Origin of the sequence: Rhizobium sp. AC27/96 (assembly GCF_001692325.1) — a bacterium.
Classification (GTDB): domain Bacteria; phylum Pseudomonadota; class Alphaproteobacteria; order Rhizobiales; family Rhizobiaceae; genus Rhizobium.
This window is the reverse complement of sequence record NZ_LXKN01000018.1, coordinates 81,904-94,413: the sequence shown is the minus strand read 5'-3', so window position 1 is coordinate 94,413 and position 12,510 is coordinate 81,904. Positions and strand designations below refer to the sequence as shown.

General features: G+C 60.9%; 11 protein-coding genes. 4 read left to right on the top strand and 7 right to left on the bottom strand.

The window, feature by feature from the left end:
* Positions 1-48: 48 nt before the first annotated feature.
* The 5 genes from A6U86_RS14175 to A6U86_RS14155 form a co-directional block, all read right to left on the bottom strand.
* The gene (locus A6U86_RS14175) at positions 49-969 is read right to left on the bottom strand and encodes an SMP-30/gluconolactonase/LRE family protein (RefSeq protein WP_068392121.1); all 921 of its coding nucleotides are present in this window, start codon (positions 967-969) and stop codon (positions 49-51) included.
* Between the two features lie 35 nt (positions 970-1,004).
* Entirely contained in the window at positions 1,005-1,955 is a 951-nt protein-coding gene (locus tag A6U86_RS14170) for an ABC transporter permease (RefSeq protein ID WP_068392117.1), read from the bottom strand.
* Positions 1,952-2,896 (bottom strand): ABC transporter permease, encoded by a 945-nt coding sequence (locus A6U86_RS14165; protein WP_068392114.1) that lies wholly within the window; start codon positions 2,894-2,896, stop codon positions 1,952-1,954. The genes A6U86_RS14170 and A6U86_RS14165 overlap by 4 nt, the downstream gene beginning before the upstream one ends.
* The gene (locus tag A6U86_RS14160) at positions 2,893-4,383 is read right to left on the bottom strand and encodes an ATP-binding cassette domain-containing protein (RefSeq protein ID WP_068392111.1); all 1,491 of its coding nucleotides are present in this window, start codon (positions 4,381-4,383) and stop codon (positions 2,893-2,895) included. Before A6U86_RS14160 ends, A6U86_RS14165 begins: the two co-directional genes overlap by 4 nt.
* 79 nt (positions 4,384-4,462) lie before the next feature.
* Positions 4,463-5,479, bottom strand: a complete 1,017-nt coding sequence (locus A6U86_RS14155; protein WP_068393917.1) for an ABC transporter substrate-binding protein — start codon at positions 5,477-5,479, stop codon at positions 4,463-4,465.
* 297 nt (positions 5,480-5,776) lie between these two features.
* Between A6U86_RS14155 and A6U86_RS14150 the strand changes: the two genes are divergently transcribed.
* From A6U86_RS14150 to A6U86_RS14140, 3 genes are all read left to right on the top strand, one after another.
* Positions 5,777-7,015, top strand: coding sequence for a sensor histidine kinase (locus A6U86_RS14150; protein WP_068392108.1), 1,239 nt, complete (start codon positions 5,777-5,779; stop codon positions 7,013-7,015).
* Positions 7,012-7,743 (top strand): response regulator transcription factor, encoded by a 732-nt coding sequence (locus A6U86_RS14145; protein ID WP_068392104.1) that lies wholly within the window; start codon positions 7,012-7,014, stop codon positions 7,741-7,743. The genes A6U86_RS14150 and A6U86_RS14145 overlap by 4 nt, the downstream gene beginning before the upstream one ends.
* A 102-nt stretch (positions 7,744-7,845) precedes the next feature.
* Entirely contained in the window at positions 7,846-9,378 is a 1,533-nt protein-coding gene (locus tag A6U86_RS14140; protein WP_068392101.1) for a UxaA family hydrolase, read from the top strand.
* A gap of 15 nt (positions 9,379-9,393) precedes the next feature.
* Here A6U86_RS14140 and A6U86_RS14135 read toward each other — a convergent pair whose 3' ends face one another.
* A complete protein-coding gene (locus tag A6U86_RS14135; protein WP_083196881.1) occupies positions 9,394-10,389 on the bottom strand; it encodes a GntR family transcriptional regulator in 996 nt (331 codons plus the stop codon).
* A 221-nt stretch (positions 10,390-10,610) separates the two neighbouring features.
* Between A6U86_RS14135 and A6U86_RS14130 the strand changes: the two genes are divergently transcribed.
* Positions 10,611-11,408: a creatininase family protein gene (locus tag A6U86_RS14130; RefSeq protein ID WP_068392096.1), complete on the top strand. Its 798-nt coding sequence runs from the start codon at positions 10,611-10,613 to the stop codon at positions 11,406-11,408.
* Here the strand turns inward: A6U86_RS14130 and A6U86_RS14125 are convergent.
* Positions 11,396-12,364 (bottom strand): LysR substrate-binding domain-containing protein, encoded by a 969-nt coding sequence (locus A6U86_RS14125; protein ID WP_068393916.1) that lies wholly within the window; start codon positions 12,362-12,364, stop codon positions 11,396-11,398. The two genes, A6U86_RS14130 and A6U86_RS14125, sit on opposite strands and share 13 nt — an antisense overlap.
* Positions 12,365-12,510: the final 146 nt, after the last annotated feature.

Below are 12,510 nucleotides of genomic sequence, written 5' to 3'. Positions count from 1 at the left end.
TGCTCTAAACCCGTCGGCGTCCCGGCAGCAAAATACCGGACGAAACCCTTAAGGCGCCTGCACACCCGTCGCCGCGGTATAGACGCGATAAAGCGACTTCGTGGCGGTGATGAACAACTGGTTGCGGCGGGGGCCGCCGAAGGTGAGATTGGCGACCGTCTGCGGGATCTTGATCTTGCCGATCAAGGCGCCATCGGGGGCAAAGCAATGCACCCCGTCACCGGCGCTCGTCCAGATGTTGCCGTCTATATCGGCGCGGAAGCCATCCGGAATACCGGCGTCGATGTTGCAGAAGACCTGACCATTGGCGAGCTTTCGCCCGTCGACGACGTCGAACACGCGGATGTGCCGCGGGAGGCTGGCATCATGGCTCGCGGCGGAGTCGGCCACATAAAGCTTCGTCTCGTCCGGCGAGAAGGCCAGACCGTTCGGCTGGCGGAAATCGTCGACGACGATTTGCAGATCTCCCGTCGAGGGATCGAGTCTATAGACATTGCGCGTCGCCTGTTCCGGCTCGGCCCTGTAGCCTTCGTAATCCGACATGATGCCGTAGGTCGGATCGGTGAACCAGACCGATCCGTCCGAGTGGACCACAACGTCGTTGGGGGAGTTCAGCCGCCTGCCCTGGTAGCTGTCCGCAAGAACAGTGATTGAGCCGTCAATTTCGGTGCGCGTCACCCGGCGGGCGCCGTGTTCACACGAAACCAATCGCCCCTGGCGGTCACGCGTATTGCCATTGGCGAAATTCGAGGGCGCGCGAAAGACCGACACATTGCCGCCAGGTACCCAGCGCAACATGCGTTCGTTCGGGATATCGCTCCAGATCAGGCATCCGGTGTCTGCGAACCAGACCGGTCCTTCGGCCCAACGGCAATCGGAATAGAGTTCTTCCAGGCCGGCGCTCGGAACCACAAGGTTGCGGAAACGCATATCGTAGATTTCGAAAACGGACGGGGCGTCGTTTGGCATTGCTATTGTCCTGTAAAAACTGCTGGGGATCAGTGTCAGCGCCCGCCGACGGGACGGCCGCCAGCGACGAGAATGACGGCTATGATGATGAAGCCGGTGAGAATGAGCCTCGGGCCGGCGCCGAAACCGTATGTGTTCAGCATCGAGACGACGAGGAACATAAAGAGGGAAGCGCCCCATATGCCGGGCACGTTCGAATCTCCGCCGGCGACCGCCGTGCCGCCGATGATGACGACGGCGATCGACATGAGCAGGTATTCCGCACCCATATTGAGGGCAGCACCACCGGAAAAGCTGGCGAGAAGATAGCCGCAGATCGAGGCAAGGACGGCGCATAGCACATAGGTTGCCAGCCGCGTTCCGTCGACGGGGATGCCGGCCATGCGCGCGGCAAACATGCTCTGCCCGATTGCCGAGATCCAGCGGCCGTAGATCGTCTTTTCGAGCAGCAGCCAGGCAAGCGCCGATAACAGCAAGGCGACAAGGGCGATGTTCGGAATGCCGAGCACGCCGGAGGTGGTGAAATCAGCCAGTTGCTCCGGCGGCTTGATGCGCAGCCCGCGATTGCTCCAGATGGCGGCCGATTGGATGATGAAACTCATCGACAGGGTAGCGATGATAGGCGGAATGCGCAGCAGCTTGATGAGCGCATAATTGCCGACGCCAATGCCGAGACCGATCAGGATCGAGACCAGAAGGCCGGGCACGATCATGCTGTCCTCGACATTCATGAGCTTCAGCGCAATCGTGCCTGCAAGCGTCATTGTGGCAGGCACGGAAAGATCGATATTGCCGGGACCAAGCGTGATGACGAACATCTGGCCGATGCCGACGATGACAGAGAAAGCGGCAAAGGTGAGCGCGGCCTGCGACAAGCCGACCGAGCTGGCACCGCCGGTGAAAAGCACGGTAATAATCCACACGAGGATGGCGGCGACGAAGGACCAGATCCAGGGCTTCCGGCCGAGCGCGCGAAGAGCGATCATGATTGTTTCTCCCGCTTTTCGACGCGATTGAGCAAGAGCCGCAGGGCGAGCACGATAATCAGGATCGCGCCCTGCGCGCCGATCTGCCAGTCCGGCGAAATCCGCAGGAACGACAGGAAGGAGCCCGCCAGGGTCAGCGTCAGCGCGCCGATGACGGCACCAATCGGCGAGATGCGACCGCCGGTGAACTCGCCACCGCCGAGGATGACGCCGGCAATCGACAGCAATGTGTAGCGAAGAGCGATATTCGCATCTGCCGAGGTCGTTAGCCCGACGAGCGCAATCCCGGCCAGCACCGCGAAAAGGCCTGCCAATGCGTAGGCTGCGGCCCGCAAGCCGACGACCGACCAGCCGGCACGCTGCAGCGATCGTTGATTGCCGCCGACGCCGCGGATCAACACGCCGAAGGAAGAACGCATGACGATCAGATGGGAAATCAGCGCGATGACGACGCTTGCGACGATCGCCATAGGAACGAGCGGCGGCTTGGAGGTCATCAGCCAGCGCGCCCAATCGGGTGCGGTGCCGCCTGGAGCGGGCAGCAGCAGGACCGCCAGACCACCCCAGACGAAGCTCATGCCGAGCGTCACGACGATGGAGGGCAGATCCCTGATGTAGATGACGACGCCGATAACAGCGTAGACGGCAATCGCCACCAAAAGGATGAGGATGCCAATGAGCGGGGAGGACTGCAGATAGGTCGCCGCCACGCAGGCGGTGAAGCTAACGAAGGTTCCCATCGACAGATCGAGATCGTTGACAGACATGATCATCATCTGCGCGATGGTCGCCAGCGCAATCGGCACGGCGAGATTGAAGAGCAGGTTGAGGCCGATATAGCTCATGGTGCGCGGCTGCAGATAAAAGACCGCAATGAGCAGAACAGCCAGCGAGAGCGCCGGGATGAGCAGACGCAAGGTAGCGGCGGAGGGGCGGTTCATGCGCCCTCTCCCGCAAAAGAAGCGGCCAGCACATTTTCCTCCGTGATTTGCTCACCGACCAGCTCCGCGACAATGGCGCCGTCCCGGAAGACATAGGCGCGATCGCAAAGCCGGATCTCATCCATCTCGGTCGAATACCAGATGAAGGTGCGGCCTGCCGCTGCCTCATCGCTGAGAATTCTATAGACTTCCTGCTTGGTGCCGATATCCACCCCGCGCATCGGATCGTCCATCAGCACGATCGGTGTTGTCGTGGCCAGCGCACGGGCAAACAGAACCTTCTGCTGGTTGCCGCCCGAAAGGGACAGGATGCCGTTTTCCATCGTTGGCGTGCGGATTTCGATCCGCGCCTTCCAATCAGCCCCGAGACTGTTTTCCTGCCGCCTGTTGACGAGGTACTTCTCCGAGAGATCACCGAGCGATGCGATGCTGAGGTTCTTCAGAATGCTCCACAGCGGAAAGGTGCCGTTCAGGCTTCTGTCACCGGCGACGAAGGTGATATTGTTGTGCTTGCCCGGCAGCCAGTTGTTCGACAGGGAGCGGTGCAGATCGAGCAGCATGTCCGTCTGGCCATGGCCCGCGAGACCGGCAAGGCCGATCACCTCGCCCTTGCGGGCCTCGAAGGCAAGCCCTTTGCCGCCTCGCGCAGGCAGCGCCAGGATGGACGCTGCCGCGACGCTCTCCCCGCCACCGCGCTTGCGATCCTGTTCCTTGACGACGCTGCCCATCGCCTGGACGAGGCTGTGCACACTGAAATCCTGGGCGGCGCGATCGGCGACGACACGGCCATCCTTCATGACAAGGATACGGCTCGCGGTCGACAGGATCTCGCCAAGAATATGCGAGATCAACATCACTGCGCCACCGGCTTGGACGAAGGTCCTGACATAGGCCATCAATTGCGCCGCGAGACCGGCATCGAGCGAAGATGTGGGTTCGTCCAGAATGACCAGCTTCGGCTTTTCGCCGACAGCACAAAAGGTGATCGCGATCTCCACCATCTGCCGTTCCGCGATGGAGAGCTCGCCAACGGTGCGCATCACATCGATCTTGTGACCGGCAAAAATCTCGTCGAGCTTGGCGCGGATGACCGCGGCCGCCTGCCGGCGCCAGCTCCAGCCGGCAAGGCCGCGGTGGACGACCCGCATGTTCTCGACAACGGTGAGGTTCGGCGCCAGCGACAGTTCCTGGAACACGCAGCGAATGCCATGCGCACGGGCAGCGTTGATGCCATGCACCTTGTCGTCGCCTTCATAGGCGATCGAGCCCTCATGCGGACTGAGACCGCCATTGATGACATTGACGATCGTCGACTTGCCGGCGCCATTATGGCCGACGAGCCCGATACATTCCCCGGCATGGACAGTCAGGTCGGCACCATCGAGTGCCTTGACGGCGCCGAAATGCACCTTGACGCCACGGGCGGAAACCACTGCCGGCCGGACGGGGTCTTGCTTTATCGAAGAGTTGTCTTTGGCTGCAATCATGGATCGTCCGGTCGGGCGTTGCGTGTGGCCGGCACCATCTCATCGGTGGTGCCGGCCTTTAATCGCTTGGGAATATCGATCACTTCGCCGTGGCGATGACCTTCTTCGCATCGTCAAGGGAGTATTCGACGTTGGCAACGCCGCCGGCCTGGGTGGTGGCAAGGTTGGTTTCGAGATTGTCCTGATCGATCCGCAGGAACGGCACGACCAGATCCTTCTTCACGTCCTGACCATCGAGGATCTGCTGGGCGACCCAGAAGGCGAGCGTCGAGACGCCGGGCGCGATCGAGACGGACATGGTCTCGTAACCGCTCGCGTCCTTTTCCTTCTTCCACCAGGCAAGTTCATCCTGACGGTTGCCCATGACGATGGTCGGCATGGTGCGCTTTGCCGCCGCGAAGGCCTGCGCAGCGCCATAGCCGTCACCGCCTTGCGTCACGACCGCGGCGATATCGGGAAGGCTCGGCAGGATGCCTGCGACGGCGCGCTGGGCGACATCCTGCGCCCAATCGCCATGGACCGAACCGACGATCTTGAACTGCGGATATTTCGCGGCCGCATCGTGAATGCCGGCGGAAATCTCATCATCGACGGAAACGCCGGCAAGCCCGCGGATTTCGAGGATATTGCCACCCTTCGGCATCTTCTTGGCGAGATATTCGACCTGGCTTGCGCCCATGCCCTTGAAGTCGACGGCAATGCGCCATGCACAGGGTTCGGTGACGATGCCGTCGAAGGAAACGACGACGATCTTGGCGTCGCAGGCTTCCTTGATCGCGCCGTTCAGCGCGGTTGGAGACGCGGCATCGATGACGATCGCATCGTAGCCCTGCAGGATCATGTTCTGGATCTGGGCTGCCTGCTCGGTCGCCTGGTTCTCGGCCGTCGTGAACGGATCGGCGGCTGCAACGACGCCTGCTTTCACGGCTTCGCCGGTCACCTTCTGCCAGCTGGTGAGCATGGCCTGGCGCCAGGAATTGCCGGCATAGTTATTCGACAGGGCAATTTTTTTGGATGACGTATCTGCAAAGGCAGCACCCGGCGCGGCAACGCATGCGATGACGGCGGATGCCAGAAGCATCTTGGTAATATTCATTTTTTCCTCCCAAAGAGCCTGTACTTCCCGTTCCAGGCCAAGATTTTCGAGCGCGCTCCTCAACGATCGGTCGAAAATAATATTTGCACTGAAGGTTCCCCTGTCAGTACAAACAGGATGTCGGAGATTGTGACGCTTGTACAGGCGCTTAAAGGGCAAGGCCTTGCGGGATCCCGCAGAAAAAATGCGCAAGTCCGCAAGACGAACCGCATTGATCGGCGCTTAATAGAGTCGGAAATTTGCATGCTGCGTTGGCCGGAGGAGTATAGGTCGGCGCAATGCCTGGGAGGGCGTACCTTGCGCGATCTGGCGCCACAATCGGTTTTCGACCATTACCTTAACATTTCAAGGCTTCTCGCCGGGCGATTGGAATTTCACTCCGTCATCCAGGCGGTCGCGGCAGAGATCAGCCATGTCATTCCGCATGATCATCTCGACGTCTGCATCATCCTGGTGGATGAGAAATTCCATACGGCCTACGAAAGCGGATTGGAGACAGACTGGGGAAAGCGCTTCCCGGCGCCCGTCAACAACAGCCCCATTCGCTCGCTTCTCTGGGGTGAAACCGACTATCTGCTGACCGATGATGCCTGGAGCGATCCGCAATTCCATTTTCAGGGCGCTTTCTCCCATCCCATCTTCCATCAATCGCTGCACAGCCGCCTGCATGTTCCCCTGAAAGTGCAGGGCCATGTCATCGGTGCGCTTTCCTGCTCCAGCCACCAGATGGCTTTCTACGACATGCGGGATGTCGAAAGCGCGCGCGAGATCGCCGATCTGCTGGCACCGCATTTCTTCGCCATCCGCGCTGCCGACCAGGCAAAGCGGGCTGCCATCGTCGAGGCGGAGGCACGCGCCCGTGAAGAGGGCCTGCGGCTCGGCGCACTGAAGCTGACGGAAGCGCTTGAGGCGGAGCGCCAGCGCATCGGCATGGATCTGCATGACCAGATTCTCGCCGATCTCACCCGCCTTTCGCGGCGATTGGAGCGGCTGGCACGCCAACCTGACGTCACCGGTGAAGCGCTTGAGCCGCTGTTCAGGGGTCTGCAGCACAGCATGCACGACCTTCGCCAGATCATCGAGGAGGCCAAACCCTCGGTGTTGCAGCTCTTCGGCTTCGCCCAGGCGGTGGAAAACCACCTTGAGCGTTCGATCCAGGAAAGCGGAGCAACACTGGCATGGACCCTGAACGACGAGACCGCCGGCGCCATCGATTGTCTCGAACAGCCCGTCACCATCGCACTCTTCCGCATAGCGCAGGAGGCCATCAACAATGCCATCCGCCACGCGCAGGCGGGTAACATCATGGTTCACCTGAAAGCCGCCGAGGGGGCCGTTACCATAGAGGTCGTCGACGATGGCCTGGGGCTGGGTAATGCCCGCAGGCCATCCGGCGGCGGCATCGAAAACATGAAGACCAGGGCGCGTCTGATCTCGGCGCGCTTCGGCGTCAAGGCCGCGAGCGCATCGGGAGGCACGCTCGTCAGTGTCAGCCTCCCCGCGAAGCCGCAAGCGGCCGGAGGAGCAGCAGCATGAAGGTCCTGATCATCGAGGACGATCCCCTGCATCGCTCCTATCTGAACGAGGCCGTCCGCGCCGCCCTGCCCGAATGCGACGGCGTGCTGGAAGCTGAAAACGGCAATGCCGGCGAACGGCTGGCGCGCGACTGCAAGTCGGCCCATGTCGTCATGGATCTGCAGATGAGCGAGCGCAACGGCATCGAGGCCGCCCGTACCATCTGGAAGGAGCGGCCGGAGACGCGGATCCTGTTCTGGTCCAACTATTCCGATGAAGCCTATGTGCGTGGTGTGTCGCGCATCGTGCCGATGGGTGCCGTCTACGGCTACGTCCTGAAGTCGGCCTCCGACGACCGGCTGAAACTCGCGCTTCGCAGCATCTTCATCGAGAGCCAATGCGTCATCGATCGCGAAGTCCGCGGCATGCAGCAAAAGAGCCTCGGCAACATCAACGGCTTTACCGAGGCCGAATATGAGATCCTTGTCGACATCGCGCTCGGCCTTACCGACCGGGCAATTGCGCAGAGACGCAATCTCTCGGTTCGCAGCGTGCAGAACCGGCTACAGCAGCTCTACATCAAGCTCGGCGTCTATCAGCCACTCGGCGGCCAGAGCGATGATGGCCGGTTCAATCTGCGGGCTCGGGCCGTGGCTGTCGCGCTTCTGCGAAAGCTGCTCAATCACAGCGCACTCGAGCGGGCAGAGGCGGATCTTAGCGCGTGGCTCGCCCGCCAGCCGCACAACTGATGGATAGAACTTAGCCACAAGTGCCAATCGTGCTTGACGCCTTCCCCCGAATAATTGTCTATTGCTAGCAATAGACATTAATCCAACCTCACGGAATCGCTTATGTCAGCCGCCGTTTCACCTGTCATCCTCCTCAACTCCATTGACGACGTCGCCGTTGCCCGCGCCATGATCCGCGCCGGAAACCCGACAGGCATCGAGGGATTGACCGCCGTCGATCAGATCCCGCGCGGACACAAGGTAGCTGTACGCGATATCCCGGCCGGTCAGGAAATCCGCAAGTTTGGCCAGCCGATCGGCGTGGCGACGCAGTTCATTCCAGCCGGCGGCCACGTGCATCTGCAGAATCTCGCCGTCATCGAATCCGACCATCCCTACCAGTTCAGCGTCGACATCGAAGAACCGGGCATGCTGCCGCGCGAAGACTGTCGCACATTCATGGGGTTCGATCGCGGCGCCGGCGGCGTCGGTACCCGCAATTTCATCGGCATCATCACCACGGTCAACTGCTCAGCCACCGTGTCGAAATACATCGCCGAACACTTTAACCGCACGGGCGGCCTCGAAGGCTTCGACAATGTCGACGGCGTCGTCGCGCTCACCCATGGCGGCGGCTGCGCGATCAACACCAATTCCGAGGGCTATCGCTATCTGGCGCGGACCCTGCAGGGCTATGCCCGCCATCCGAATTTCGGCGGCATCCTGATGATCGGCCTTGGCTGCGAAACCAACCAGATCGCGCCCATCCTTGAGCACTACAAGCTCGAAGAGGGGAACCGGCTGCGCACCATGACCATTCAGGATCTCGGCGGCACGCGCAAGACGATTGCCGCCGCATCCGAAATGATCCGTGACATGCTGCCGGGGGTCAACGCCGCCAAGCGAACCGTGCAGCCACTCTCGGGCCTCAAGCTTGCGCTGGAATGCGGAGGCTCTGACGGTTATTCCGGGATCTCCGCCAATCCGGCGCTCGGCTATGCTTCCGATCTTCTCGTGCGCAATGGTGGCACGTCAGTTCTTGCCGAAACACCCGAAATCTACGGCGCGGAGCATCTGCTGACGCGGCGGGCGGCAACGCCTGATGTCGCCGAAAAACTGCTCTCGAGGATCGATTGGTGGCGCGACTATACGCGCCGCAACAATGCCGAACTCAACAACAACCCCTCCTACGGCAACAAGCTCGGCGGCCTCACGACCATTTTGGAGAAGTCGCTCGGAGCAGTCGCCAAGGGCGGCACCATGCCGTTGAAGGCCGTCTATGAATATTCGGAGATCGTCGACAAGCCCGGCTTCGTCTTCATGGATACGCCCGGTTACGATCCGGTTGCCGTTACCGGCCAGGTCGCGGGCGGCTGCAACGTCATCTGCTTCACGACGGGCCGAGGATCGGTCTCGGGCTTCAAGCCGGCGCCCTGCATCAAGATCGCCACCAATACCGAGATGTATAATCACATGCGTGAGGACATGGACATCAATTGCGGTGACATCGTCAGCGGCGAGGATACGATCGAGGCGGCCGGCGAGCGGATCTTTGAGGACATCATTGCTGTCGCCTCGGGCAAGAAGACGCTGAGCGAAACCTTCGATTATGGCGACAATGAATTCGTGCCGTGGCAGGTCGGCGCCATAACCTGATCTCAGGCCGATGCTCTAGGTGATAAAACTATAGTCATCCGGCTGATAGTGCTCGCGAATATAGGCAGCACGTGCCTGGACATTCGGCTGCGAGCCACGGATGTGGTCGCGCATTGCCTTGCGCAGCCCCTCCTTGTCGCGCTTCATCATCATCTCGAATACGCCGATATGCTCAGCGAGAAACGGCTCATATTCCGGCCTCTTGATGCGGCTGCCGACGACATGCTTGCTGAGCGTCAGGATGCAATGGGTGCGCTTGAGGATGTTCAGAAACTCCTTGTTCGGGCAGGCCTGCAGGCTGCGAAGGTGAAGGTCGAGCTCCAGCTCGTACATGGTCGAAGCCGAAACATCCGGATAGTCGGCAAGCGCTTTCGAGAGCCGCGCCAGCATCGCGTCGATATGATCGTCCGAGAGGCTGCCAAGGGCACTTGCGAGCGCTAGCGGTTCGATCTGCTCGCGCACCTCGTAGAGATCGCGAATACGCTGGCTGTCGAGCGGGACGATCGACCAGCGGAAATTATCGTCCTTCTCGGTAATCCCCAGCGTTTCAAGCTTCAAGACCACGTCGCGCGCTACCGCCCGGCCGACTCCGAAATGCCGCGCGAGCTCGTTTTCATTGATCCGGCAACGCCCGAAGAAAGAACGATAAACAACGATGCGTTCAACGTTTTCGTAAAGTGCCTGCCAGGCAAACATTGGCCGGGCGTCCGTCTCGATCAGCTTGCCGAGATAGTCGGCAAGGTTCGCCCGCTTCGGCGGCGTTCCCGAGGAACCGACGACAAAACCACGGCCATCGAAACGATTGATCAGCCCGTCATCCTCGAGCATCTGCAGTGCCTGCCGCACCGGCGCCCTGCTGCTGCCGACGATACCGGCAAGGGCGGCCTCCGTCAGCACGATGCCTTCCGGCACAGCCCCTTCCAGGATCTCAGCCTTCAGCCGTCCGTGAAGCTCCTCATAAAGGCTCCGCTTGCGCGGACTGCCGCCGCTCTCCAAGTCCGCTACGCTCATGCCATGCTGCTTCCCAATTGCCTGGATCTCCCGCCGCGGCGAAAGCATTGCACAATTGCGAGAAGCACAACAACCCCGGAAAGTTGGTCAACGCCAACCTGCGACGGCCCGCATCGCAAGCGCACGCAAAAAGGCAGCGGCACGGCCGCAAATTGATGCTTTTCACCGTCATCATGCTTGCCGTATCCGTTACTCACGAATGCTGACGCGAGGACACGGCAATGGCAAAGCCCTTTTACTGGAACGAACTCAACACCTATGACTTCGCCGGTCTCTCGCCCGACACCACGATCGCCATCCTGCCGATCGCCTCGACGGAGCAGCACGGCCCGCATCTGCCGATCGCAACGGATGTCGCGATCGCCGAAGGCATGCTGGCGGAATTGAAGGTTCAGCGTCCGGAGGATCTGGATTTCCTCGTGCTGCCGACGCAGGAGATCGGCAAGGCCAATGAGCATATCTACGGTCCCGGCACGCTGTCGCTGAGTGCCGAATTGCTGATCCCGGTCTGGACCGCGATCGGTGCGAAGGTCGCCGAGGCCGGCATCCGCAAGATGGTGATCGTCAATTCCCATGGCGGCAATCTCGATATCATGGGCATCGTCGCGCGCGAGCTGCGCGTGCGCTATCAAATGGCCGTCGTCGCTACCCAATGGACGCGCTTCGGCACGCCTGATGGCATGATCGATGAGCATGAGCAGCGCTTCGGCATCCATGGCGGCGACGTCGAAACCTCGCTGATGCTACATTTCCGCCCCGAGCTGGTGCGGATGGACAAGGCTGAGAACTTCGCCTCCAAGGCGGAATGGATGAAGGCGCATTCCAAATATTTACAGCCGCTGCCGCCGCATTCGCTCGCCTGGATCGCGCACGACCTCAACCCGAATGGCGTCGTCGGCAATGCCGCCAACGGCACCGCGGAAAAAGGCGCCCTCATCTGCCGCCACGAGGTCGCCGGCTTCATCGAAATGCTGCGCGATCTGCGCGACTATCCACTCGCCAACCTCTATTCGAAATAGGCATCCGCGCGGCGGCGCTCCGAAGGCGGCATGATATGCCCCTTTGCCTGCAGTTCTTCGACCATCCCGGCCAGTTCGGCGAGCAGATATTCGACGAAAAGGCTGGTGGCGGCGTCGAGCGACGCTCGTGTGCGGGCGAATAGTTTCATCGGCTGAGGCCGCGAATGCGGTTCAGCGATCGGCCGAAATACCAATTCGCCGCGCCGACACTCGGTAATGACATCGAGCGGATTGAGCAGCGTCAGCCCTGCTCCGCACTTCACCAGCTGCTTCAGCATTTCCGATGCGCTGCTTTCCAGCACCGGCTCGACCTGCACGGAAAGGCGAGCAAGCGTCAGATTGATGACATCCCTGAGGCTGGTGCCCGGCTGCGCCAGCAGCAACCGCTCTTCCACGACGTCGGCAAGGTTGATCGGTCCCGGCCCTATCAGGGGGTGGCCGGGCGGTAGAACGACGCCGATCGGAATATCGAAATTGCCGAGTGAGCGGATGCCAGGCGTCGCCGGTATGTTGAAGCCAAGGCCGATATCGACTTCACCCGAAAGCACCGGCGCCATTGTCGTCGAGCCGGAATCGTTGCGCAGCTGAATGAAGACGCGCGGATGTTCGGAAAGAAAGCGGGCGATGATCTCCGGCAGTGGCCCAGACGCCAACCCAACCGTCGCCACCATTCGAACCTTGCCGGCCTGTTGCATCTTGAGGCTGCGGATGCGCCCCTCCAGCCGCTCGTAGTTCTTCAACACCTCGCGGATGTGCTCGATACAGAGCTCGCCCGCCGCCGTCAGCCGCAGGCCGCGCGGCAGCCTCTCGAAGAGCGGGGCCCCCATCTCCTCCTCCAGCGCCAGAATCTGGCGGTTTATCGCCGATGATGCCACATTGAGCCGCGCCGCCGCCTTGCGGATCGAGCCGCAGCGGGCGATTTCATGGATGTAAAGAAGCCGTCTCGAGTGCAGCATGCGCATCCCCATTGCATAAATTTTACCCAGGCCGCACAATTTAGGCACAGACCCGGGAACAGATGCCTAAAAGGCATCAATGCGCACGAATTTTGATGCTTTTCAAAGCGCAAGGCAATCGCTCAAATGCAGAAAATGGGCGTCAC

Bases quoted from the DNA above. Each gene is read 5' to 3' on its own strand.
- A6U86_RS14145 (WP_068392104.1), top strand. From the start codon at position 7,012: ATGAAGGTCCTGATCATCGAGGACGATCCCCTGCATCGCTCCTATCTG.
- A6U86_RS14140 (WP_068392101.1), top strand. From the start codon at position 7,846: ATGTCAGCCGCCGTTTCACCTGTCATCCTCCTCAACTCCATTGACGAC.
- A6U86_RS14175 (WP_068392121.1), bottom strand. From the start codon at position 969: ATGCCAAACGACGCCCCGTCCGTTTTCGAAATCTACGATATGCGTTTC.
- A6U86_RS14165 (WP_068392114.1), bottom strand. From the start codon at position 2,896: ATGAACCGCCCCTCCGCCGCTACCTTGCGTCTGCTCATCCCGGCGCTC.
- A6U86_RS14155 (WP_068393917.1), bottom strand. From the start codon at position 5,479: ATGAATATTACCAAGATGCTTCTGGCATCCGCCGTCATCGCATGCGTT.
- A6U86_RS14135 (WP_083196881.1), bottom strand. From the start codon at position 10,389: ATGAGCGTAGCGGACTTGGAGAGCGGCGGCAGTCCGCGCAAGCGGAGC.
- A6U86_RS14130 (WP_068392096.1), top strand. From the start codon at position 10,611: ATGGCAAAGCCCTTTTACTGGAACGAACTCAACACCTATGACTTCGCC.
- A6U86_RS14125 (WP_068393916.1), bottom strand. From the start codon at position 12,364: ATGCTGCACTCGAGACGGCTTCTTTACATCCATGAAATCGCCCGCTGC.
- A6U86_RS14170 (WP_068392117.1), bottom strand. From the start codon at position 1,955: ATGATCGCTCTTCGCGCGCTCGGCCGGAAGCCCTGGATCTGGTCCTTC.
- A6U86_RS14160 (WP_068392111.1), bottom strand. From the start codon at position 4,383: ATGATTGCAGCCAAAGACAACTCTTCGATAAAGCAAGACCCCGTCCGG.